Raw genomic sequence first — 21,844 nt, forward strand, 5'->3', positions numbered from 1 at the left:
CAGCGTCTGCGGGCGCACCAATAGTCGGTATCCGTCGCGCGTCATTTCGCGGCGCGCGGCCGATGGTACAAAGACTGGCGGGCCAGCGACGGTGCGGCCGCGCGTGAAGCCGGCCGGTATGGGCCGGACCATGTCGCGGGTGCCGGGCCGTCGTCGCCGATGCGCAGACCGGCGGCTGCCCGTTCGATGCGCGCCGTACTTCCGTGCGGCGCCACGATCGCTGCGCCCGCGCGACCCTCGCGCGTCGAACGGCATGCCGGATTCGGTACCGACGCGTGCAATCGACGATCGACAATCAGTCCGGCGCACGGCCGTGAAGGGCCGCGTTGGCCGGAATCCTGTCCCATTCGACAACAGAGGTTGATCACGATGAAACTGCTTCGCTATGGCCCGTCCGGCCAGGAAAAGCCCGGGATTCTCGACGCGGACGGCCGGATTCGCGACCTGTCCGCGCATGTGCCGGATCTGTCCGGCGACGTGCTGTCCGACGCGGGTCTCGCGCGGCTGCGCGCGATCGATCCCGCCACGCTGCCGCTGGTGTCAGGCGAGCCGCGCATCGGCGCGTGCGTCGGGCAGGTCGGCAAATTCATCGGCATCGGCCTGAACTACGCCGATCACGCGGCCGAAGCCGGCATGCCGGTGCCGAAGGAGCCGGTCGTGTTCGGCAAGTGGACGAGCTCGATCTGCGGCCCGAACGACGGCATCGATATCCCGAAGGGCTCGGTCAAGACCGACTGGGAAGTCGAGCTGGGCGTCGTGATCGGCGCGACCTGCAAGGATGTCGACGAAGCGCGCGCGCTCGATTACGTCGCGGGCTACTGCGTCGTCAACGATGTGTCCGAGCGCGAATGGCAGATCGAGCGCGGCGGCCAGTGGGACAAGGGCAAGGGCTTCGACACGTTCGGCCCGATCGGTCCGTGGCTCGTCACGCGCGACGAGGTGCCCGATCCGCAGCGTCTCGACCTGTGGCTCGAAATCGACGGCCACCGTTATCAGAACGGCAACACGCGCACGATGGTGTTTACCGTCGCGCAGCTGATCGCCTATCTGTCGCGCTGCATGACGCTACAGCCGGGCGACGTGATCACGACCGGCACGCCGCCGGGCGTCGGCATGGGCATCAAGCCGTCGCCGGTATTCCTGAAGGCCGGCCAGATGGTGCGCCTCGGTGTCGAAGGACTCGGCGAGCAACTGCAGCGCACGCGCGACGCGCGATAGCCACGCACCCGGCGATTCCGTCGAACGACCGCCACCGGCGGTTCAAAGACAAGGGCCCGATTCCGCATTGCGCGGAATCGGGCCCTTGTCTTTGGTATGCGAGCGCGATTACACGACGTTGTCGAGTTCGCAATGCGCTTCCAGCCGGTATCCGTCGGGATCGACGACGAACGCTGCGTAGTAGCCGGGGCCGTAGTGTTCGCGCTTGCCGGGCCCGCCGTTGTCGCGGCCGCCGTGCTCGAGTGCGGCACGGTAGAACGCGTCGACTTCGACGGGCGAAGCGGCCTTGAACGACAGGTGCATCCCCGAGTCGGGATCGGGGGCGACAGGGCGGGGCGCATATTGCAACCACAGCTGCGGCTCGGTTGCGCCGTACCCGATGGATTCGTCGTCGGTATGCAGCCGTTTGTAGCCGAGTGCGCCGAGCGTGCTGTCGTAGAAGGCTTGGCTGCGGCCGACGTGTGCAACGCCGAACGAAAGGTGATCGATCATCTGTTGGCTCCTTGGACTGACGGGGGACTTCGGTGCGGCAACGTTGTTTTAACCACCATGCCGGTTATGTTAGGAAGCGCCCGCGGGCTTGTCAACCGGCATGGTGGTTAGATACGATCTGGGCATGAGCGATACGCAACCTTCCGTCACGATGGACTGCCTGATTCCGGCGCCGCCCGAAACCCTGAGCATCGATTTCGCGAACACGCTGTACTGGCGCGGCAGCGATCCGCCGACGGAAACCTTCGGCACGATGGACGACCTGCTGGCGTGGTGTCGCGAGCAGGCAAGCGTGCCGGCCGGGCTGGTGGAAGCGTGCCGTGCGCACGGCGAAGCGGCGGGTGAACCGGCCATGCTCGCGCACGCGCTTGCGTTGCGCGAGGCGCTGTATCGGCTCTTTCTTGCGCAGGCCGAACAGCGCGAGCCGCAGGCCGACGATCTCGCGCTGCTCGGCGGCTTCCTGGCGGAAGCGGCGCCGCGTGTCGCGCTGGCGCGCATCGATGGCGGCTATGCGTGGCGGATCGGGGAGGGGCGTGCGACGCTGGCGGGGCTGCTGACCCCGGTACTGTGGTCGGCGATCGACCTGCTCGGCGGTGCGCGGCTCGCGAAGGTCAAGCGTTGCGCGAACGACGCCTGCCAGTGGCTGTTCATCGACGACAGCAAGAACGGCAGCCGCCGCTGGTGTTCGATGTCGTCGTGCGGCAATCGCGCGAAGGCGTACCGCCACTATCACAAGGCCGACTGACGGTCGGCCCGTTCACTGCGCTGCCGCCTACCCTACTTCACCGACAACTTCCGCCACAGCGTCGTCTTGCTGATGCCGAGCATCGCGCACGCGCGGTCGCGGTCGCCGCCGCATGCGTCGAGTACCGCGCGGATCTCGTCGGCTTCCGCGCGACGGCGGCGCGCGTGCAGCGTCTGCGCATCGTCGTCGTCGGCCGCATCGGGCGGCGCCGCGAACAGCTCGGGCGCGATCGCCTGCAGCGCGTCGGGGTCGAGCGTGCCGCATGCGGCGGCCGGATCGTTTTCGTCGGCTTCCTCGGCCAGCTCCACCGCGATCCGCTCGATCACGTTCTGCAGCTCGCGCACGTTGCCGGGCCACCGGTAGCGCGCGAGCGCGGCCTGTGTCGCGCCGAGCACGCGCGCGGCATCGGCGGCGTCACGCAGGCGTTCGGCGAGCCGCGGTTCGCGCCGTGCGGCCTGCACGAGCAGCGTGGCCGCGAGCGCGGGGATGTCGGCGGCGCGCTCGCGCAGCGGCGGTAGGCCGACGTTCAGGATGTTGAGCCGGTAATAGAGATCCGCGCGGAACGTGCCGGCCTCGACGGCCGCGAGCAGCGGACGGTGCGTCGCGGCGATCACGCGCACGTCGATGCGGATCGGCTCGGTCGAGCCGAGGCGGATTACCTCGCGCTCCTGCAGCACGCGCAGCAGCCGGCTCTGCAGCGACGGCGGCATTTCGCCGATTTCGTCGAGAAACAGCGTGCCGCGGTGCGCGGCTTCGAACAGGCCGGTCTTGCCGCCGCGCCGCGCGCCGGTGAACGCGCCTTCCTCATAGCCGAACAGCTCGCTTTCGAGCAGCGCTTCCGGAAACGCGCCGCAGTTGACCGCGACGAACGGGTAGCTGCGCCGCGCGGACAGCGCGTGCAGGCTTTGCGCGATCATTTCCTTGCCGGTGCCGCTTTCGCCGAGCACGAGCACGGTTGCGTCGGATTTCGCGTAGCGGCGCACGAGATCGCGCACGCGCGCCATCGGCGCCGATGCGCCGACCACGTCGTCGAGCGCATAGCGCGCGGCGAACTGCTGCGTGGTGGGCTGCGAACGCAATGCGCGGTCGAGCCGTTCGACCGCGCGCGATTCCTGAAACGTCAGCACGCTGCCCGACGTGACGCCGCGATCGACGAGCGGCCCGCGATGCACGACGTAGCGCACGCCGCGCACGGTGGCGAGTGCATCACCGTCCTCGCCGCGCAGCGTGCGCAACTCGGGCCGCAGGTCGACGAGCGCGCGGCCGACGGCCGCCGCGGGTTCGACCCCGAGCGCCGACGCGAGCCGCTCGTTGATCGCTTCGACGCGGCCGTGTGCGTCGAGCGCGACCACGCCGTCGCGCAGGTGCTGCAGCAGCGTGTCGAGCCGCTGGCGGCGAAAAGCCTCGGCGTGCGTCGCATACGCGACTTCGAGCGCGGTCTCGACGGCCTTGCGCACCGACGCATGCGAATACAGGAACACCGCGCCCATGCCGGCGCTGGCCGCGAGATCGGTGACGAGGCCGGGGCCGACGATCGTCTCGATGCCGCGGTCGTGCAGGTCGTGCACGCAGGCTTCCGCTTCCTGGGCGGACTGATATGACGCAAACTGCACGTCAAGGCCGTACGCGGCGACGAAGCGGCGCACTTCGGGCGGCGTTTCGCCGGCGCTGACGAGCGCGATCCGCGACGCATCGCGCCGGGCGCGCGCGAGCGCCTGCATCACGTCGAAGCCGGTCGGCGACACGACCACCACCGGCACCTGCGCACGGGTTTTCAGGAAGCCGCCGTTCGAGCCGGCCGCGACGATCACGTCGGGCCGTGCGGTGCCGGCCTCGGCGATCGCGCTGAGCGCATCCTCATAGGCGCGCGTGACGATGCGCACGTCGGCGCGTTCGTCGAATTCGCCGGCGATCTCGCGAAACAGGTCGCGCAGGCGGCTGATGCCCATCGCCCAGATGCGCGGGCGCGCCGCGCGATCGGCCGGGCCGACGGGCTTGGTCGAGGAGAGGTCCATGGCGGTCGATTATGCGCGCGCGATTTCATTTTTGAAACATGAAATTGCCAAATTGAAATCGTCGGACGCGGCTTCGCCCTTGCCGGATGCTTAAGAATCAGTGGGTTAGCGACGTGGCGCGAGCTGGCCCGGTCCTTGCTGTTAATGGTCGTTCCTTCAGGAGGCCGTTCATGAGCAATACGCATCTTCAGAGCGCCGGCGCGAAATTCCGCGCGGCAGTCGCGGCGGAGCAGCCGCTGCAGGTGGTCGGCGCGATCACCGCCTACGCAGCCAAGATGGCGCAGGCCGTCGGCTTCAAGGCCGTGTACCTGTCGGGTGGCGGCGTCGCCGCGAACTCGCTCGGCATCCCCGACCTCGGCATCAGCACGATGGAAGACGTGCTGATCGACGCGACGCGGATCACCAACGCGACCGACCTGCCGCTGCTGGTCGACATCGACACGGGCTGGGGCGGCGCGTTCAACATCGCGCGCACGGTCCGCTCGTTCATCAACGCCGGCGTCGCGGCCGTGCACCTCGAGGACCAGGTCGGCCAGAAGCGCTGCGGCCATCGCCCGGGCAAGGAAGTCGTGCCGATCGACGAAATGGTCGATCGCGTGAAGGCCGCGGTCGATGCGCGTACCGACGACCAGTTCGTGATCATGGCGCGCACCGATGCGGCCGCCGCCGAAGGGATCGACTCGGCGATCGAACGCGCGGTCGCGTACGTCGAAGCCGGCGCGGACATGATTTTCCCGGAAGCGATGAAGACGCTCGACGACTACCGCCGCTTCAAGGCAGCCGTGAAGGTGCCGATCCTCGCGAACCTGACCGAATTCGGCTCGACGCCGCTGTTCACGGTCGACGAGCTGCGCGAGGCGAACGTCGATATCGCGCTGTACTGCTGCGGCGCGTATCGCGCGATGAACAAGGCCGCGCTGAACTTCTACGAGACGCTGCGCCGCGACGGCACGCAGAAGGCGGCCGTGCCGACGATGCAGACGCGCGCCGAGCTGTACGACTTCCTCGGCTATCACGAATACGAGCGCAAGCTCGACGAGCTGTTCGCGCAGGGCAAGAAGTAACGCGCCCGCGCGCCGGGACGCGATTCCGGCGCGTTTTGCATGGGGCCGCACCAGGCGCTGAAGCGCCAAGTCCGGCCCACGGATGATACCCCCGATACACATTGGAGAGCAGAAACATGAGCGAGACGAAAGACGCAGCAGCACCGGCCGCCGCAGGCGCATTCAAGCCGAAGAAGTCGGTGGCGCTGTCGGGCGTGACGGCCGGCAACACGGCGCTGTGCACGGTCGGCAAGACCGGCAACGACCTGCACTATCGCGGCTACGACATTCTCGACGTCGCCGAATCGTGCGAATTCGAGGAAATCGCGCACCTGCTCGTTCACGGCACGCTGCCGAACCTGACCGAACTGGCCGCGTACAAGGCGAAGCTGCGCGCGCTGCGCGGCCTGCCGAACGCGCTGAAGGCGGCGCTCGAGCAGATCCCGGCGTCCGCGCACCCGATGGACGTGATGCGCACGGGCGTGTCGGTGCTCGGCACCGTGCTGCCGGAGAAGGACGACCACAACCTGCCGGGCGCGCGCGACATCGCCGACCGCCTGATGGCATCGCTCGGCTCGATGCTGCTGTACTGGTATCACTTCTCGCACAACGGCAAGCGCATCGAGACGGAAACCGACGACGACTCGATCGGCGGCCACTTCCTGCACCTGCTGCACGGCAAGACGCCGTCGAAGTCGTGGGTCGAGGCGATGCACACGTCGCTGATCCTGTACGCGGAGCACGAATTCAACGCGTCGACGTTTACCGGCCGCGTGATCGCGGGCACGGGCTCGGACATCTACTCGGCGATCACCGGCGCGATCGGCGCGCTGCGCGGGCCGAAGCATGGCGGCGCGAACGAAGTCGCGTATGAAATCCAGAGCCGCTACAGCTCGCCGGACGATGCCGAAGCCGACATCCGCCGCCGCGTCGAGAACAAGGAAGTCGTGATCGGCTTCGGCCACCCGGTCTACACGATCTCCGATCCGCGCAACAAGGTGATCAAGGGCGTCGCGCACAAGCTGTCGAAGGAAGCGGGCGACCTGAAGCTGTACAACATCGCCGAGCGCCTCGAATCGGTGATGTGGGAAGCGAAGAAGATGTTCCCGAACCTCGACTGGTTCAGCGCGGTGTCGTATCACATGATGGGCGTGCCGACCGCGATGTTCACGCCGCTGTTCGTGATCTCGCGCACGTCGGGCTGGAGCGCGCACATCATCGAGCAGCGCATCGACAACAAGATCATCCGCCCGAGCGCGAACTACACCGGTCCGGAAGACCTGCAGTTCGTGCCGATCGAAAAGCGCTGACATGCCCACCGTGCACACCGGCCTCCCGCGTGACGGGGGCCGGCGTGCGCCGGACGCCATACCCGAGTTCCCCACACCATGAATACCGCCAACCGCAAACCCCTGCCCGGCACGTCGCTGGACTATTTCGACGCGCGTGCCGCGGTCGAAGCGATCGCGCCCGGCGCCTACGACACGCTGCCGTACACGTCGCGCGTGCTCGCCGAAAACCTCGTGCGCCGCTGCGATCCGGCGATCCTCGCCGATTCGCTGAAGCAGATCATCGAGCGCAAGCGCGAACGTGATTTCCCGTGGTTCCCGGCGCGCGTCGTGTGCCACGACATCCTCGGGCAGACCGCGCTCGTCGATCTCGCCGGCCTGCGCGACGCGATCGCCGATGGCGGTGGCGACCCGGCCAAGGTGAACCCGGTCGTGCCCGTGCAGCTGATCGTCGACCACTCGCTCGCGGTCGAATGCGGCGGCTTCGATCCGGATGCGTTCGCGAAGAACCGCGCGATCGAGGATCGCCGCAACGAGGATCGCTTCCACTTCATCGAGTGGACGAAGAAGGCGTTCGAGAACGTCGACGTGATCCCGCCGGGCAACGGCATCATGCACCAGATCAACCTCGAGAAGATGTCGCCGGTGATCCAGGCGCAAGACGGCGTCGCGTATCCGGACACCTGCGTCGGCACCGACAGCCACACGCCGCACGTCGACGCGCTCGGCGTGATCGCGATCGGCGTCGGCGGCCTCGAAGCGGAGAACGTGATGCTCGGCCGCGCATCGTGGATGCGCCTGCCCGACATCGTCGGCGTCGAGCTGACCGGCAAGCGCCAGCCCGGCATCACCGCGACCGACGTCGTGCTCGCGCTGACCGAATTCCTGCGCAAGGAAAAGGTGGTCGGCGCGTATCTGGAATTCCGCGGCGAAGGCGCGGCGAGCCTCACGCTCGGCGATCGCGCGACGATCTCGAACATGGCGCCCGAATACGGCGCGACGGCCGCGATGTTCTTCATCGACGGCCAGACGACCGACTACCTGCGCCTCACCGGCCGCAGCGACGAGCAGGTGAAGCTCGTCGAGACCTACGCGAAGGCGGCCGGCCTGTGGGCCGATACGCTCGCCAACGCGCAATACGAGCGCACGCTGACGTTCGACCTGTCGAGCGTGGTGCGCAACATGGCCGGCCCGTCGAACCCGCACAAGCGGCTGCCGACGTCCGATCTCGCCGCACGCGGGATCGCCGGCCAGTGGGAAGAGAAGGCGGGCGAGATGCCCGACGGCGCGGTGATCATCGCCGCGATCACGAGCTGCACGAACACCAGCAACCCGCGCAACGTGATCGCTGCGGCCTTGCTCGCACGCAACGCGAATGCGCGCGGCCTCACGCGCAAGCCGTGGGTGAAGAGCTCGCTCGCGCCCGGCTCGAAGGCGGTCGAGCTGTACCTGGAAGAAGCGAACCTGCTGCCCGAACTCGAGAAGCTCGGCTTCGGCATCGTCGCGTTCGCGTGCACGACCTGCAACGGGATGTCGGGCGCGCTCGATCCGAAGATCCAGCAGGAGATCGTCGATCGCGACCTGTACGCGACGGCCGTGCTGTCCGGCAACCGCAACTTCGACGGCCGCATCCACCCGTATGCGAAGCAGGCGTTCCTCGCGTCGCCGCCGCTGGTGGTCGCGTATGCGATCGCCGGCACGATCCGCTTCGACATCGAGAAGGACGTGCTCGGCCACGACCAGGACGGCCAGCCCGTCACGCTGAAGGACATCTGGCCGACCGACGAGGAGATCGATGCGATCGTCGCGTCGAGCGTGAAGCCCGAGCAGTTCCGCAAGGTCTACGAACCGATGTTCGCGCGTAGCGCCGATGCCGGCGAGCGCGCGGCGCCGCTGTACGAGTGGCGCGCGCAGAGCACGTACATCCGCCGTCCGCCGTACTGGGAAGGGGCGCTGGCCGGCGAGCGCACGCTGCAGGGGATGCGCCCGCTCGCGGTGCTCGGCGACAACATCACGACCGACCACCTGTCGCCGTCGAACGCGATCCTGCTGGACAGCGCGGCCGGCGAATACCTCGCGAAGATGGGCCTGCCGGAAGAAGACTTCAACTCGTACGCGACGCACCGGGGCGACCACCTGACCGCGCAGCGCGCGACCTTCGCGAATCCGACGCTGATCAACGAGATGGCGATCGTCGACGGCGCGGTGAAGAAAGGCTCGCTCGCGCGCGTCGAGCCGGAAGGCAAGGTCATGCGGATGTGGGAAGCGATCGAGACGTACATGAATCGCAAGCAGCCGCTGATCGTCGTGGCCGGCGCCGACTACGGCCAGGGCTCGTCGCGCGACTGGGCGGCGAAGGGCGTGCGGCTCGCGGGCGTCGAGGCGATCGCCGCCGAAGGCTTCGAGCGGATCCACCGCACGAACCTGATCGGCATGGGCGTGCTGCCGCTCGAGTTCAAGCCGGGCACGAACCGGACGACGCTCGGCATCGACGGCACCGAGACCTTCGACGTGATCGGCGAGCGTACGCCGCGCGCCGACCTGACGCTCGTGATTCACCGCAGGAACGGCGAGCGCGTCGAGGTGCCGATGACGTGCCGGCTCGATACGGCCGAGGAAGTGTCGATCTACGAAGCGGGCGGCGTGCTGCAGCGCTTCGCGCAGGACTTCCTCGAATCGTCGCAGGCGGCTTGATCGCGTCACACAGGGATAACGCACACATGGCTCACACTCCTCAAATCAGGATTCCCGCGACCTACATCCGCGGCGGCACCAGCAAGGGCGTGTTCTTCCGGCTGCAGGACCTGCCGGACGCCGCGCAGGCGCCGGGCGCCGCGCGGGATGCGCTGCTGCTGCGCGTGATCGGCAGCCCCGATCCGTACGGCAAGCAGATCGACGGGATGGGCGGCGCGACGTCGTCCACCAGCAAGACGGTGATCGTGTCGAAGAGCGCGCGGCCCGGCCACGACGTCGACTACCTGTTCGGCCAGGTGTCGATCGACAAGGCGTTCGTCGACTGGACCGGCAACTGCGGCAACCTGTCGGCGGCGGTCGGCCCGTTCGCGATCAGCGGCGGGCTCGTCGATCCGGCGCGCGTGCCGCGCGACGGCGTCGCGACCGTGCGGATCTGGCAGGCGAACATCGGCAAGACGATCGTCGCGCATGTACCGGTGACGAACGGCGCGGTGCAGGAGACGGGCGATTTCGAGCTGGACGGCGTCACGTTCCCGGCCGCCGAAGTGCAGCTCGAGTTCATGGACCCGGCCGCCGAGGAAGAAGGCGCGGGCGGGTCGATGTTCCCGACCGGCAACCTCGTCGACGATCTCGCGGTGCCGGGCGTCGGTACGCTGAAGGCGACGATGATCAACGCGGGCATTCCGACGATCTTCGTCGAAGCGGAAGCGATCGGCTATACGGGCACCGAGCTGCAGGACGCGATCAACGGCGATGCGAAGGCGCTCGAGAAGTTCGAGACGATTCGTGCGCACGGCGCGCTGCGCATGGGCCTGATCGACACGCTCGATGAAATCGCGACGCGGCAGCACACGCCGAAGATCGCGTTCGTCGCGAAGCCGGCCGATTATGTCGCATCGAGCGGCAAGCGCGTGAACGCGGGTGACGTCGACCTGCTGGTGCGCGCGATGTCGATGGGCAAGCTGCACCACGCGATGATGGGCACGGCGGCGGTTGCGATCGGCACGGCCGCGGCGATCCCCGGCACGCTCGTCAACCTGGCGGCGGGAGGCGGCGAACGCAACGCGGTGCGCTTCGGGCATCCGTCGGGCACGCTGCGCGTCGGCGCGGAAGCGCAGCTCGAGAACGGCGAGTGGACCGTCACCAAGGCGATCATGAGCCGCAGCGCGCGCGTGTTGATGGAAGGCTGGGTGAGGGTGCCGGGGGATGCGTTCTGAGCGTTGCCGGTTGTGGCGGTGCGGATGCGGGCGGCTGCGGCCGCCCGCGTCGTTTTCGTCAGCCGTGCAGGAAGCGGCGCAGCGCGTCGTGGCTCAGGCGGCGCGCCGTTTCGGCGATCCGCGCGCCGGACACGATGTCGAAACCATGTACGCCGCCGGGCAGCACGTGCAGCTCGGTCGGCACGCCCGCGCGCAGCAGGCGCTGCGCATAGTCGAGATTTTCGTCGAGGAACAGGTCGAGCGAGCCGATCGACAGGAACGTGGGCGGCAGGCCGTCGAGCCGCGTGGCGCGCGCGGCCGCCGCATACGGCGACACGCCGTCGATGCCCGGCGTGTGACCGAGCAACGCGGTCCAGCCGAACCGGTTGTTGGCCGCGTGCCAGACGAATTCGCCGGCATGCGGATGCGGCGTGCGTGTGCAGGTGCGATCGTCGAGCATCGGATAGATCAGGTGCTGGAACGCGAGCCGGAATTCGCCGCGATCGCGGGCGAGGAGCGCCAGCGCGGCGGCGAGCCCGCCGCCCGCGCTTTCGCCCGCCACGCCGATCCGCGCGGTGTCGATGCCGAGCGGGCCCGCGTGGCGGAAGACCCATGCGAGCGCCGCGTAGCAGTCCTCGATCGCGCCGGGAAACACGGTCTCCGGCGCGAGGCGGTAGTCGATCGAGATCAGCGCGCAGCCGAGCTGCGTCACGAGCGACCGGTGCACCGCTTCGAGATCCTTCGCCGCGCCGCGCACGTAGCCGCCGCCGTGCATGTGAACGATCGCCGGCAGCGGGCGCGCGTGGCCATCAGGCAAATAGACGAGTACCGGGACGTTCGGCGCGCCGGCAGGGCCGGGTACCGTGCGGTGTTCGAGCGTGCTGCCGGCCGGGTCGGGCGGCGGCAGCGGCAGTACCCGCTGGCGCGACTGCGCGAGATTGTCGGCACTGAGCGTGATGGTCGGCCAGGTCTCGAGCAGCGGGCGGATTTCGGGATCGACGAGATGCAGGGTGTTCAACGCAGGGCTCCATCATGGAAGTGTGCGGTGCGCCGCGGTCAGAGCACGCTGCGTGCGACGACCCAGCGGTGCACCTCGGTCGGGCCTTCGAAGATGCGCATCAGCCGCGCCTCGCTGGCCATCTGCTGCAACGGCATTTCCTTCGTCATGCCCATCGCGCCGAACGTCTGCATCGCATGATCGATGACGGTCGACGCCATTTCGGTCGCGAACACCTTGACCATCGAGATCTGCGTGCGGGCATCCTGCCCGGCATCCACGCGCGCGGCCGCTTCGTAGGTCATCAGGCGGCACGCGTGGATTTGCGTGAGCGCGTCGGCGACCCACCACTGGACCGCCTGGCGCTCCGCGAGCGGCACGCCGAAGGTCGTGCGCTGTTTCGCATGGTCGCACAGGAGCGCGACCGCGCGCTCGGCGCGGCCGATGCACCACGCGGCCATCTCCAGCCGCCGGTTCGCGAGCCGCGCCTGCATCGTCGCGAAGCCGGCACCTTCCCGGCCCAGCAGTTGCGCGGCGGGAACGCGGCAGTTCTCCAGCACGATTTCATACGTGGACAGCCCGCCGATCATCGGGATCCGGCGTTCGATGATGAAGCCGGGCGTGTCGCGCTCGACGATGAATGCCGACATGCCGCCGCGCTTGCCCTTGCTTCGATCGGTGAGCGCCATCACGATCGTCCAGTCGGCTTCAATCGCATGGCTGATCCAGATCTTGCGGCCGTTCAGCACCCAGCCGTCGCCGTCACGCACGGCCGTCGTGGACAATGCCCCCGGATCCGAGCCGGCGCCCGGTTCGGAGATCGCCATCGCCGCACGCGTGGCGCCGCGTGCGTACGGGTCGAGATAGCGCGCGCGCTGCGCGTCGTCGGCCGCGTCGCACAGCATCCGCAGGTTCGGCGAATCGGGCGGCAGGATGTACGGGGTCACGGTCGTGCCGATCGCTTCGTTCACGCCGACCATCGCGACGGCCGGCAGATCCGAGCCGCCCGCGTCGAGCGGCGCGTCGAGTCCCCACAGGCCGAGCTGCCGGGAGCGCTCGTCGAGTCGCGCACGTTCGTCGGCGAGCAGCCCGAAGCGCTGGCCGTCGGCCTCGCGTGCCATCACCGCGGCTTCGAGCGGAATCAGTTCGTCCTTCACGAAACGCGCGACGAGGTCGCGGATCATCCGGTGTTCGAGTTCGAGTTCGAAATTCATGAGGGTGGTCCATTCAGAAGGGAAGGAGCGCGCGCCGTCAGCCGACGTCGGCGCGCGGTGCGGCACGCTCGCGCAGCGTGCCGAGCAACGCGATCGCGCCGGCCGCGAGCAGCGCGGCATTGAAATAGAGCCCGCCGCGCATCGACCCGGTGGCCGTGTTCAGCACGCCCATCAGGAACGGGCTCGCGAAGCCGCCGATCGCACCGGTCATCGTGATCGCTGCGATCGCGACCGCCATCGAGCGCTTCGGCAGCGCGAGCCCCGGCAGCACCCAGAACGCCGGCAGCGCCGCGGCGTGCGTGGCGACCGCGATGCACAGCGCGATCATCAGGTGCGACGTGCCGCTAGTGCTCGCGAGCCCGGCGAGCGCCGCCGCGCACGCGAGCATCGCGACTGCCCCGTCCTTGCGCCATTCGCGCCGGCGCCCGGTGCGCCAGCCCATCGCGAGCATGCCGGCGATGCCGCACAGGTACGGCAGCGCGGACAGCAGCCCGATCTGCATCGCGCCATGCAGGCCGCCGCGATGCAGGATCACGGGCATCCAGAACACGAGTGCGTAGCCGGCGGCCGCGATCGCGAAATTGGCTGCGCACAGCAGCCAGAAATCGCGATGCGCGAGCAAGGGCCGCGCCGCATGGGCATGCGGCGCGTCGGCTTCGGCCTGCGCGTGCGCAGCGCGCAGCGCGGCCTTGTCGGCGTCCGACAGCCAGCGTGCGTCGTCCGGCCGGTCGTCGAGAAAGCGCAGCGCGACGAGGCCGAGCGCGCTGCTCGGCAGCCCTTCGACGACGAACAGCCATTGCCAGCCGCGCAGGCCGCCCACGCCGTCGAAGTACGACAGGATTGCGCCCGACACGGGGCCGGCGATCAACCCCGCGAGATAGAGCGCGGTCATGAACAGCGCGAACGCCTTGGCGCGCTGCCGCGGCGGATACCACGCACCGAGATAGAACAGGATGCCGGGGAAGAAGCCGGCCTCGAACACGCCCAGCAGAAAGCGGCACGCGTAGAACTGCGCGGGTGTCGTGACGAACATCGTCGCGGCCGAGCCGAGGCCCCACAGCACCATGATGCGGGCGATCGTCCGGCGCGCGCCCGTCCGTGCAAGCCACGCGTTGCTCGGAATCTCGAACGCCATGTAGCCGATGAAGAAGATGCCCGCGCCGAGCCCGTAGACGGCATCGGAAAAGTGCAGTTCGGCAGCCATCTGCGCGTGCGCGAAGCCGATGTTGATCCGGTCGATGAACGACAGCGTGTAGCAGAGGATCAGGAACGGCAGCAGCCGGCGCGAGATCCGGCGGTAGAGCGCCTGCGTCGCGCCATCGTCGACGGCGGCCGGGTGGGTCGAAAGGGTCGGGGGCATGGGCATTCCGTCAGAAGCGGTGAGCGATGCCGAGCGCGAACACCTGCCCGGTGCCGCCCGGTTGCGGTTGCAGGCCGACGACGACCGTGTTGCGGGCGTCGCCGCCGTTCTTCATGTAGAGATAGCGTGCGTACAGCGAGGTCCGCTTCGACAGCGGATGGTCGTAGCCGACGCCGAGTGCGGTCGCGTCGTTCGCCGAGCCCTTCACGTCGCGGCGCACGACCGACACGAGCACGCGATCGAGCGCGCCGACGTTGATCGACGCGCCTACGCTCGCGGTCGAGAACGCCGGCAGGTGCGCCGCCGTGCCGACGCCGTACAGGAATGCGGCATACAGCTTGACTTGGGCGAACGCGTAGTTGGCCGCGAACACGTAGTGGCGGGTCGTCGACGGGGCGACGACGGGCGCCAGGCTGCCGGCCGACGTGTCGCCCTGGAAACCGGCGCCGACATGGAGCCCGCCGAGCCGGTACTGAAGCCCGGCGCCGTAGTTGCGCCCGGCCTGCGTGGACAGCGCATTCGGCGTCGGAAAGCCGTACGTGGCCATCACGCGCAGGCCGTTCCAGTCCGGGCTCAGGTATGACGCCGCCTGGTTGAAGCGCGGAATCGGCGGCGTCGTGTTGCTCGTGATCGTGTCGGTCGACGTCGCGAGCAGCGCGAGCGGCGACATCCGTTCGTTGAGCCCGAACGGATCGCCTTCGTACACGACGTAGAACGCGGGTGTGTATTGCCGCCCGAGCCGCACGTCGCCGTAGCGCGTGTTCTGCAGCGACACGTATGCCTGCCGGTAGAACAGCGTGCCGCCCTGGAACGAGCCGTCGGCCGGCGAGAAGCCGCTTTCCAGCACGAATTTCGTCGACGTGCCGCCGCCGAGCGCTTCGATACCCGTCAGTCCGAAGCGGCTCGTCGACGCGCCGCCGCCGCTTTGCCGCAGGCTCGACAGGCTGCCGATGCGATCGAACTCGACGTAGCTGTCGACGATCCCGTACAGCGTGACCGACGACGCGTGTGCCGACGTGGCATACAGCACGCACGCGCCGACCAGGAATGCTCTCCGTTGCATGAAGGTGTCTCCGTCCATGTTTTTTTGGGCGCCCGCGTTCTGGGAGCGGTACGCGCCGGGTGCTGCGATGCCGCGCCGGGCTCAGCGTCCCTTGAACACCGGCTTGCGCTTCTCGAGAAACGCGCGGGCGCCCTCGATCCGGTCCTCGCTCGCGTAGACGTCGGGGCCGACGTCCAGCCGCAGCGCGGCGGCCACCGGCAGCCCCTGGCTGCGCGTCGCCGTTTCCTTGATGCGGCGGATCGTGAGCGGTGCGTTCGCCGCGATCGTCTGCGCGAGTTCGCGTACGGCGTCGTCGAGCGCGACGCCGGGCACGACGCGGTTCAGCAGGCCGACGCGCTGCGCTTCGTCCGCGTCGAGCCGGCGGCCCGTGAACAGCAGCTCCATCGCGATCGCGCGCGGCAACAGGCGCGGCAACAGCACGCTCGCGAAGTTCGCGCCCATGCCGACCCGCGCTTCGGGCAGGGCGAAGCTCGCATGATCGGCGGCGATTCGCAGGTCGCACGCGAGCGCGATTTCGCAGCCGCCGCCGACCGCGTAGCCGTTGACGGCCGCGATGGTCGGCTTGCGCAGCTCCAGGATCAGCTCGTGCACGTTGCGGGCGAGCCCGCGCATCGGCTGCATGCCGCGTATCTCGGGGTCGCCGAGATCGACGCCTGCGCTGAACGCGCGTTCGCCCGCGCCGCGAATCACGATGACGCGAATCGACGGGTTGTCGTCGAGCGTGACGAGTTCGTCGCACAGGCGACGAACCGCTTCGGCGGACAGTGCGTTGGCGACGTGCGGGCGATGGATCGTCAGCCACGCGATGCCGTCGGCGTCGTCGCGCAGGATCGACGGGGCGTCGTCGCCTGTCAGCGAAGAAAACGAGCGCTGGGTGGTCATGACGCGCTCCCGGCGGCACCCGCCCGCGTGTCGTGCAGCACGCCGGCCTGCCGCAACGCGTCGCGGCGCGCCGCGTCGATCCCGAAGGCATCGAGCACGGCATCCGTGTCCGCGGCGAACGGCCTGGGCGGCCGGCGTATCGAGCCCGGTGTGCGGGACAGTTTGGCGGGGATGCCCGCGCCGGTGTACGTCTCGGTATCGACGAACATCCCGTTGCGCGCCGCCTGCGGATGGCCGAACGCATCGGCGACGGTGTTCACCGGGCCCGTCGCGACGCCGGCCTTCAGCAGCCGCTCGACGACGTCGTCGGCATGCAGTTCGGCGGTCAGCTGGCCGAGCAGCGTGTCGAGCGCGTCGCGATGCGCGACGCGCTGCGCGTTGGTCGCGAACCGCGGATCGCGCGCCAGTTCGGGTGCGCCGAGCGCGTCGACGAGCCGCGCGAACGTGCGGTTGTTGCCCGCGCCGGTCGAGATCGGCTTGTCCTTGCACGGATAGACGCCGTACGGCGCGATCGCGCCATACACGTTGCCGGTCGCGACGGGCACGTCGCCGGTCGCCATCCACGTCGTACTGACCGGATGCAGCATCGACAGCGCGGTGCTGAACAGGTCGATGTCGACGTGTTGCCCGAGGCCGGAGCGCGTCCGTTCGACCAGCGCGAGCAGGATGCTCGAGACGGCGCTCAGGCCGGCCGCATGATCGACGACCGGAAACGGCACCTTGAGCGGCATGCCGCCCGGTTCGCCGTTGATCGACATGAAGCCGGCGAGGCCCTGCGCGACCGCGTCGTAGCCCGGAAATCGCGCGAGCGGGCCGTCGGTACCGTATCCGGAGATCGAGCAGTGCACGAGGCGCGGAAAGCGCTCGCGCAGGCAGGCTTCGTAGCCGATGCCCCAGCGTTCGAGCGTGCCCTGCTTGAAGTTGTCGATCAGCACGTCGGCCGTCTCGAGCATGCGGAACAGCACGTCGCGTCCGTCGGGATGCGACAGGTCGAGCGCGAGATTGCGCTTGTTGCGGTTGAGCCCCCAGTAGTAGCTGGAGATGCCGCTCGGCATCGCGGGGCCCCAGTCGCGCGTTTCGTCGCCCTGCGGCGGTTCGATCTTGACGACGTCCGCGCCGTGGTCGGCGAGCGTCTGCGCGCAGAACGGCCCCGCATAGACGCGGCTCAGGTCCACCACGCGCACGCCCGCGAGTGCGCCTTCGTTGCTGCTGGTCATGACGATGTCTCCTTCGATGTGGATTCGACGGGCCCGCGGGCCGGCATGGGCGCCGGCTCGCACGCGGCCGCGGTGCGTCGCGGGGTCAGCCGCGCGCGGCGAACAGCGCGTTGACTGCCGCGCGATGTTCGGGGGTGGCGTGCGCGAACGCCTGGTACGACGCCGACAGGTCGAGCAGCGTGTCGAGGCTCGCGTGGCGGCCTTCGCGCAGCAGCCGTTTGGTCAGGCGCAACGCGGTGCCCGAGTGACGGGCGATGCGGCCGGCCAGCTCGTGCGCATGCGCGAGGAGGTCGGCATCGGGCACGACGCGCGACACGAGCCCGCAGCGCAGCGCGGCATGCGCGTCCAGCGCATCGCCGGTGAACGACATTTCCGCGGCGACCGCGGCACCGACGATCTGCGGCAGGAACCATGCGCCGCCGTCGCCCGGCACGAGGCCGAGCGCGATGAAGCTTTCCGCGAAGCGCGCGCTGTCGGCGGCGATGCGGATGTCGCACATGCATGCGAGATCGGTGCCGGCGCCGATCGCGGGGCCGTTGACCGCCGCGATGGCCGGGACTTCGAGGTGCTGGAACGCGTGCGCGAGCCGTTGGATGCCGCGGCGATAGCTGGTCCGGATCGCGGCAGGGTCGGGCGGGCCCGATTCCACGAACGCGCGCATCGCCTTCACGTTGCCGCCTGACGAGAACGTCGGGCCGGCGCCGGTCAGGATCAGCACGCGGATCGATTCGTCGCGGTTCGCTTCGTCGCAGCATTCGGTCAATGCGTCGATTGCATCGGTATCCGAAATGGCGTTGCGGGTGTCGGGACGATTCATCGTGACGGTCAGGATCGAGCCTTGCCGTTCACGGGTCAGGAAAGCTGCCATGGTGTCTCCGTGTGTTCGTGCCGCGGGACTTCACGCCGCGGGCCGAAGCCTAGTATCGTCATGACGGTTGGCGGCGGGAAATTCCGTTCCACATACGTGGAAGGCCCGTGCCGGTCGTGGCGGAGAGGGCGGGATGAGCGGAAACGTGGTCAAGAGCGCGGCGCGCGTGTTCGAGGTGCTGGAACTCTTCAGCGCGTTGCAGCGGCCGCTGAGCGTGCGCGAGATCGCCACGCGCTGCGGTTACCCTGGGTCGAGCGCGGCCGCGCTGCTGACCAGCATGAAGACGCTCGGCTATCTCGCGTACGACGACGCCACGCATGCGTATGCGCCCACCGCGCGGCTCGTCAATCTCGGCGAAGCGCTGGTCGACTCGGCGGCCGGCAGCCGGCGGCACTGGCATGCCGTCGCGAAGCGGCTGGCGGCGCGCACGCACGAGGCGGTCGTGATCGCGGTGCAGAGCGACCTGTACGTGCAGTACATCGATGCGGTCGAAGGCTCGCATTCGATTCCGGTGCAGTTCTACGCGCCGATCGGCACGCGTCGCGAGATCTGCATGTCGGGGCTCGGCTGGGCGTTGCTGAGCCTCCAGCCGGACAGCACGATCCGCCGGCTCGTGTCGCGCAGCATCCGCCGGCTCGGGAAGTCGGGCAGGACGATCGACGAGGACGTCGTGCTCGACAAGGTCGAACAGACGCGCCGGCTCGGCTATTCGTATTCGGCGCATACGGTGACGCAGGGCGCCGCGATGATCTCGATGGTGATCGCGGACGGCTGGAACGGGCTGCCGCTGGCGATGGGCGTGGCCGGGCCCGTCGAGCGGATCGACCCGCATCGGGACGCGATCGTGCGGGCGATGCGGGCGGCGCTGGCCGAACGTGCGGGGGACGGGCAGCGCTAGGGCCCGCGCAAGCCCGTTGTCAGCGTGACCGGACCTTGGTCGTGCGACGCTGGCGTGCGCACGCATTCGCATAGAATCGGAACGTTTTGCCGCGCCTTTCCCGGTTGCATTTCAGCGAGGTCGTCATGCCATTGAACGCGCCGCTTTCCGGCATCCACATCGTCGAATTCGAAGGTCTCGGCCCCGGTCCGCTCGCGGGCTGGATGCTCGCCGGGATGGGCGCGCGGATCACGCTGATCGCGCGCCCGTCCGGCCGCACGAGCGCGCCGGATGCGTTGCAGGCCCGCGACGGCGACCTGCTGCGCGAAGGCAAGACGATCGTCGAACTCGATCTGAAGTCGCCGGCCGGCCGCGACGCCGCGCTCGACCTGGTCGCGCAGGCCGATGCGCTGATCGAGGGGCTGCGGCCCGGCGTGATGGAGCGGCTCGGCCTCGGGCCCGACGATTGCGCACGCCGCCATCCGACGCTCGTGTACGGGCGGATGACCGGCTGGGGCCAGCACGGCCCGCTCGCGGCCGCGGCCGGACACGACCTGAACTACGTCGCGCTGACGGGGCTGCTGTCGCTGTCGGCGCCGCGCGACGGCCGGCCGGGGGTGCCGCCGACCGTCGTCGGCGATGCGGGCGGCGCGCTCGGGCTCGCGTTCGGGATCGTCTGCGCATTGCTCGATGTGCGTGGCGGCGGGCCGGGGCGCGTGGTCGACGGCGCGATCGTCGACATCGTGTCGATGCTCGGCTCGCTCGCGCTGTGGGCGCGCGCGAACGGACAGCTCGACGGCGCGCAGCCGAGCCTCTTTCATGACGCGCCGTTCTACGACGTGTATCGCTGCGCGGATGGCGAATGCGTGACGATCGGCGCGCTCGAGCCGCCGTTCTATGCGCTGCTGGTCGAACGGCTCGGGCTGACCGACGTCGATCCGGCGTCGCAGTACGACCGGGCGCGCTGGCCCGCGCTGAAAGCGCGTTTCGCCGACGTGTTCGCGCAGCAGCCGTCCGCGCACTGGCGCGCACTGCTCGAAGGCACCGACGCGTGTTTCGCGCCGCTGCTGAGCGTAGCCGACGCGGCTGCACATCCGCACAACGCGGCGCGTGGGATCTATCGGACGGATGAGAACGGCAACGTACGGGCGCGCGTGGCGCCGCGGTTTTTGCCGCTGGCGGGGGACGGGGCGGAGTAGACGCGCCGGCATATCGAGGTCGTTGAGCCGGTCGCGATATGCACTTCACTTCAAGGTTTCGGGAGTGGCTGGCGCCAGTTATGGTGCTAAATTTGGTACCAGATTAGATGCAACGCCATTCTGTAGAAGAGGGAGCCGACATGCCTCAATCCATCCTGGCCAATTTTACCGCGAGCGTTTCCGAGCTGAAGCGGAACCCGATAGGCACGGTCGCGGCGGGAAAGGGTTTCCCGGTCGCGATCCTGAGTCGCAACGAGCCCGCGTTCTATTGCATCCCGGCGAAGACGTGGGAGGCGATGGTCGAATGTCTGGAGGATATTGAAGACAACACACTGGTCGACGAGCGCGCCAACGGGAAAGTCGTCAACGTCAGGCTGAACGACCTTTGAACTTCAATTTTTCGAACCTGCGCTGAAGGAGCGGACGAAGCTCGATCACACCGTTCGCGACCAGTTCAAATCCCGGCTCGCCGAGCGGCTCGAGAATCCTCGGATTCCGTCTGCAAAGTTGCATGGTCACCCGGATCGTTACAAGATCAAGCTGCGCAGCGTCGGCTATCGGCTCGTCTACGAAGTGCGCGATTCGGAAGTGCTCGTACTGGTCGTGGCGGTCGGTCGACGCGAGCGCGATGCGGTCTATCTTGCCGCGATGAAGCGTTAGATCCCGATGCGCCGCACATGGGAGCGGCAAGCTTTCCGCATGTCTGACGCTTGGCTCCGCTACGCGCTCATCGTCTTCTGGAAGGACGGGCGGTCCTTCAAGTGCGGAGAACCGCTCACGCCGTTTCCTCCGGCGCATCCGGCATCTTGCCGTCGCCGACGCGGTTGATCGTGCCCTGCGCGATTGCGACGAGCCGCTCGTGATCGCCGTCGATGACGAACACATGACACTGGCAGGTCGCCTGGTGCCGGCCCGCATAGACGAGCTTCGCACGGGCGACGAGCGTGCCGTTCACGGCCGGCCGCAGGTAGTTGATCTTGTATTCGGCCGTGATCACGCGCGGGCCGAGCACGAGCGCGCCGGCGAACGTCAGCGCGTTGTCCGCGAGGTAGCTGATGACGCCGCCGTGCACGAAACCGTGCTGCTGCCGCAGTTCCTCACGCACGGGCAGGCACAGCGACACTTCGTTGTCGCCGATATGCATCAGCTCCGTGCCCAGCAGCATGCTGAACGGTTGCGCACGCAATGCGCCGCGCGCGTGGTCCGTGATGTCGGTCATCGACTTTCCTCGAAATGAGTGCCCGCTTGCGCTGAACTCTAGGAAGGGGGCTGCGGATAAGCAAGGAAATTCGTCCGCATTTCATGCAATCTCCAGCGCGATGCGACGCGATTATTGCGTCGAATGCCGTAGATTTCCCTGTTTGCGGATGATTCCGCTGGAATGCGCGGGCAACGTGAATTTCGCTGCCGTCCGCACCTAAAGTCCGACGAAGAAATGCCGCTAATGCCGGGGCATTGCCTCATCTTCCGCTTTC

At 68.5% G+C, this 21,844-nt stretch carries 19 protein-coding genes and 1 pseudogene; 10 read left to right on the forward strand and 10 right to left on the reverse strand.

Annotated elements, in window-relative coordinates:
• The first annotated feature begins 369 nt into the window (after nt 1-369).
• Nucleotides 370-1,218 carry an ureidoglycolate lyase gene (locus CFB82_RS18820; RefSeq protein ID WP_089485008.1) on the forward strand — a complete coding sequence of 283 codons (849 nt, stop codon included), beginning with the start codon at nt 370-372 and terminating at the stop codon, nt 1,216-1,218.
• Nucleotides 1,219-1,326: 108 nt separating this feature from the next.
• On the opposite strand, the gene CFB82_RS18825 is transcribed toward CFB82_RS18820, so the two are convergent.
• Nucleotides 1,327-1,710 carry a VOC family protein gene (locus CFB82_RS18825; RefSeq protein WP_069252704.1) on the reverse strand — a complete coding sequence of 128 codons (384 nt, stop codon included), beginning with the start codon at nt 1,708-1,710 and terminating at the stop codon, nt 1,327-1,329.
• Between the two features lie 124 nt (nt 1,711-1,834).
• Here CFB82_RS18825 and CFB82_RS18830 point away from each other — a divergent pair, with 124 nt between their 5' ends.
• Entirely contained in the window at nt 1,835-2,455 is a 621-nt protein-coding gene (locus tag CFB82_RS18830) for a CGNR zinc finger domain-containing protein (protein WP_231937868.1), read from the forward strand.
• A 32-nt stretch (nt 2,456-2,487) separates the two neighbouring features.
• Here the strand turns inward: CFB82_RS18830 and prpR are convergent, their stop codons facing one another.
• Complete coding sequence (prpR, locus tag CFB82_RS18835; protein WP_089484805.1) at nt 2,488-4,470, reverse strand: propionate catabolism operon regulatory protein PrpR; 1,983 nt, start codon at nt 4,468-4,470, stop codon at nt 2,488-2,490.
• Between the two features lie 170 nt (nt 4,471-4,640).
• Here prpR and prpB point away from each other — a divergent pair, with 170 nt between their 5' ends.
• The 4 genes from prpB to prpF all read left to right on the forward strand — a co-directional run bounded on the left by prpB (nt 4,641) and on the right by prpF (nt 10,713).
• Nucleotides 4,641-5,534: a methylisocitrate lyase gene (gene prpB / locus CFB82_RS18840; protein WP_006480320.1), complete on the forward strand. Its 894-nt coding sequence runs from the start codon at nt 4,641-4,643 to the stop codon at nt 5,532-5,534.
• 116 nt (nt 5,535-5,650) lie between these two features.
• Nucleotides 5,651-6,823, forward strand: a complete 1,173-nt coding sequence (gene prpC, locus CFB82_RS18845) for a bifunctional 2-methylcitrate synthase/citrate synthase (protein WP_027790338.1) — start codon at nt 5,651-5,653, stop codon at nt 6,821-6,823.
• Nucleotides 6,824-6,901: 78 nt separating this feature from the next.
• Nucleotides 6,902-9,496 (forward strand): Fe/S-dependent 2-methylisocitrate dehydratase AcnD, encoded by a 2,595-nt coding sequence (gene acnD / locus CFB82_RS18850; protein WP_089484806.1) that lies wholly within the window; start codon nt 6,902-6,904, stop codon nt 9,494-9,496.
• 26 nt (nt 9,497-9,522) lie between these two features.
• Complete coding sequence (prpF, locus tag CFB82_RS18855; protein ID WP_089484807.1) at nt 9,523-10,713, forward strand: 2-methylaconitate cis-trans isomerase PrpF; 1,191 nt, start codon at nt 9,523-9,525, stop codon at nt 10,711-10,713.
• 58 nt (nt 10,714-10,771) lie between these two features.
• Here prpF and CFB82_RS18860 read toward each other — a convergent pair whose 3' ends face one another.
• The 7 genes from CFB82_RS18860 to CFB82_RS18890 form a co-directional block, all read right to left on the reverse strand.
• Complete coding sequence (locus tag CFB82_RS18860) at nt 10,772-11,710, reverse strand: alpha/beta hydrolase (RefSeq protein ID WP_089484808.1); 939 nt, start codon at nt 11,708-11,710, stop codon at nt 10,772-10,774.
• A 38-nt stretch (nt 11,711-11,748) separates the two neighbouring features.
• Complete coding sequence (locus CFB82_RS18865; protein WP_089484809.1) at nt 11,749-12,903, reverse strand: acyl-CoA dehydrogenase family protein; 1,155 nt, start codon at nt 12,901-12,903, stop codon at nt 11,749-11,751.
• A 37-nt stretch (nt 12,904-12,940) separates the two neighbouring features.
• Complete coding sequence (locus CFB82_RS18870) at nt 12,941-14,263, reverse strand: MFS transporter (RefSeq protein ID WP_089484810.1); 1,323 nt, start codon at nt 14,261-14,263, stop codon at nt 12,941-12,943.
• A gap of 10 nt (nt 14,264-14,273) precedes the next feature.
• Nucleotides 14,274-15,326 (reverse strand): porin, encoded by a 1,053-nt coding sequence (locus CFB82_RS18875; RefSeq protein WP_089484811.1) that lies wholly within the window; start codon nt 15,324-15,326, stop codon nt 14,274-14,276.
• An 81-nt stretch (nt 15,327-15,407) separates the two neighbouring features.
• The gene (locus CFB82_RS18880; protein ID WP_089484812.1) at nt 15,408-16,208 is read right to left on the reverse strand and encodes an enoyl-CoA hydratase/isomerase family protein; all 801 of its coding nucleotides are present in this window, start codon (nt 16,206-16,208) and stop codon (nt 15,408-15,410) included.
• The gene (locus tag CFB82_RS18885) at nt 16,205-17,425 is read right to left on the reverse strand and encodes a CaiB/BaiF CoA transferase family protein (protein WP_089484813.1); all 1,221 of its coding nucleotides are present in this window, start codon (nt 17,423-17,425) and stop codon (nt 16,205-16,207) included. Before CFB82_RS18885 ends, CFB82_RS18880 begins: the two co-directional genes overlap by 4 nt.
• Nucleotides 17,426-17,510: 85 nt before the next feature.
• Nucleotides 17,511-18,293 (reverse strand): crotonase/enoyl-CoA hydratase family protein, encoded by a 783-nt coding sequence (locus CFB82_RS18890; RefSeq protein ID WP_069252694.1) that lies wholly within the window; start codon nt 18,291-18,293, stop codon nt 17,511-17,513.
• 133 nt (nt 18,294-18,426) lie between these two features.
• Between CFB82_RS18890 and CFB82_RS18895 the strand changes: the two genes are divergently transcribed.
• The 4 genes and pseudogenes from CFB82_RS18895 to CFB82_RS18910 all read left to right on the forward strand — a co-directional run.
• Complete coding sequence (locus CFB82_RS18895) at nt 18,427-19,191, forward strand: IclR family transcriptional regulator (protein WP_069252693.1); 765 nt, start codon at nt 18,427-18,429, stop codon at nt 19,189-19,191.
• A gap of 125 nt (nt 19,192-19,316) precedes the next feature.
• Entirely contained in the window at nt 19,317-20,369 is a 1,053-nt protein-coding gene (locus tag CFB82_RS18900; protein WP_089485009.1) for a CaiB/BaiF CoA transferase family protein, read from the forward strand.
• A 140-nt stretch (nt 20,370-20,509) separates the two neighbouring features.
• Nucleotides 20,510-20,758, forward strand: a complete 249-nt coding sequence (locus CFB82_RS18905) for a type II toxin-antitoxin system Phd/YefM family antitoxin (RefSeq protein WP_089484814.1) — start codon at nt 20,510-20,512, stop codon at nt 20,756-20,758.
• A pseudogene (locus CFB82_RS18910) lies at nt 20,751-21,029 on the forward strand (type II toxin-antitoxin system RelE family toxin); the annotation flags it as partial. The gene CFB82_RS18905 and the pseudogene CFB82_RS18910, both read left to right, overlap by 8 nt.
• Before the next feature lie 115 nt (nt 21,030-21,144).
• On the opposite strand, the gene CFB82_RS18915 reads toward CFB82_RS18910, so the two are convergent.
• Nucleotides 21,145-21,588, reverse strand: a complete 444-nt coding sequence (locus CFB82_RS18915; protein ID WP_011353771.1) for a PaaI family thioesterase — start codon at nt 21,586-21,588, stop codon at nt 21,145-21,147.
• Between the last annotated feature and the right edge of the window lie 256 nt (nt 21,589-21,844).

It is taken from the genome of Burkholderia sp. HI2714, from assembly GCF_002223085.1.
GTDB lineage: Bacteria > Pseudomonadota > Gammaproteobacteria > Burkholderiales > Burkholderiaceae > Burkholderia > Burkholderia lata_D.

What these genes read in the sequence shown, in the direction of transcription:
- prpB (WP_006480320.1), top strand. Translation starts at nt 4,641, where the DNA reads ATGAGCAATACGCATCTTCAGAGCGCCGGCGCGAAATTCCGCGCGGCA.
- CFB82_RS18830 (WP_231937868.1), top strand. Translation starts at nt 1,835, where the DNA reads ATGAGCGATACGCAACCTTCCGTCACGATGGACTGCCTGATTCCGGCG.
- CFB82_RS18905 (WP_089484814.1), top strand. Translation starts at nt 20,510, where the DNA reads ATGCCTCAATCCATCCTGGCCAATTTTACCGCGAGCGTTTCCGAGCTG.
- CFB82_RS18820 (WP_089485008.1), top strand. Translation starts at nt 370, where the DNA reads ATGAAACTGCTTCGCTATGGCCCGTCCGGCCAGGAAAAGCCCGGGATT.
- CFB82_RS18915 (WP_011353771.1), bottom strand. Translation starts at nt 21,588, where the DNA reads ATGACCGACATCACGGACCACGCGCGCGGCGCATTGCGTGCGCAACCG.
- CFB82_RS18900 (WP_089485009.1), top strand. Translation starts at nt 19,317, where the DNA reads ATGCCATTGAACGCGCCGCTTTCCGGCATCCACATCGTCGAATTCGAA.
- prpF (WP_089484807.1), top strand. Translation starts at nt 9,523, where the DNA reads ATGGCTCACACTCCTCAAATCAGGATTCCCGCGACCTACATCCGCGGC.
- prpR (WP_089484805.1), bottom strand. Translation starts at nt 4,470, where the DNA reads ATGGACCTCTCCTCGACCAAGCCCGTCGGCCCGGCCGATCGCGCGGCG.
- CFB82_RS18895 (WP_069252693.1), top strand. Translation starts at nt 18,427, where the DNA reads ATGAGCGGAAACGTGGTCAAGAGCGCGGCGCGCGTGTTCGAGGTGCTG.
- CFB82_RS18825 (WP_069252704.1), bottom strand. Translation starts at nt 1,710, where the DNA reads ATGATCGATCACCTTTCGTTCGGCGTTGCACACGTCGGCCGCAGCCAA.
- CFB82_RS18865 (WP_089484809.1), bottom strand. Translation starts at nt 12,903, where the DNA reads ATGAATTTCGAACTCGAACTCGAACACCGGATGATCCGCGACCTCGTC.
- acnD (WP_089484806.1), top strand. Translation starts at nt 6,902, where the DNA reads ATGAATACCGCCAACCGCAAACCCCTGCCCGGCACGTCGCTGGACTAT.
- CFB82_RS18875 (WP_089484811.1), bottom strand. Translation starts at nt 15,326, where the DNA reads ATGCAACGGAGAGCATTCCTGGTCGGCGCGTGCGTGCTGTATGCCACG.
- CFB82_RS18890 (WP_069252694.1), bottom strand. Translation starts at nt 18,293, where the DNA reads ATGGCAGCTTTCCTGACCCGTGAACGGCAAGGCTCGATCCTGACCGTC.
- CFB82_RS18880 (WP_089484812.1), bottom strand. Translation starts at nt 16,208, where the DNA reads ATGACCACCCAGCGCTCGTTTTCTTCGCTGACAGGCGACGACGCCCCG.
- CFB82_RS18870 (WP_089484810.1), bottom strand. Translation starts at nt 14,263, where the DNA reads ATGCCCCCGACCCTTTCGACCCACCCGGCCGCCGTCGACGATGGCGCG.
- prpC (WP_027790338.1), top strand. Translation starts at nt 5,651, where the DNA reads ATGAGCGAGACGAAAGACGCAGCAGCACCGGCCGCCGCAGGCGCATTC.
- CFB82_RS18885 (WP_089484813.1), bottom strand. Translation starts at nt 17,425, where the DNA reads ATGACCAGCAGCAACGAAGGCGCACTCGCGGGCGTGCGCGTGGTGGAC.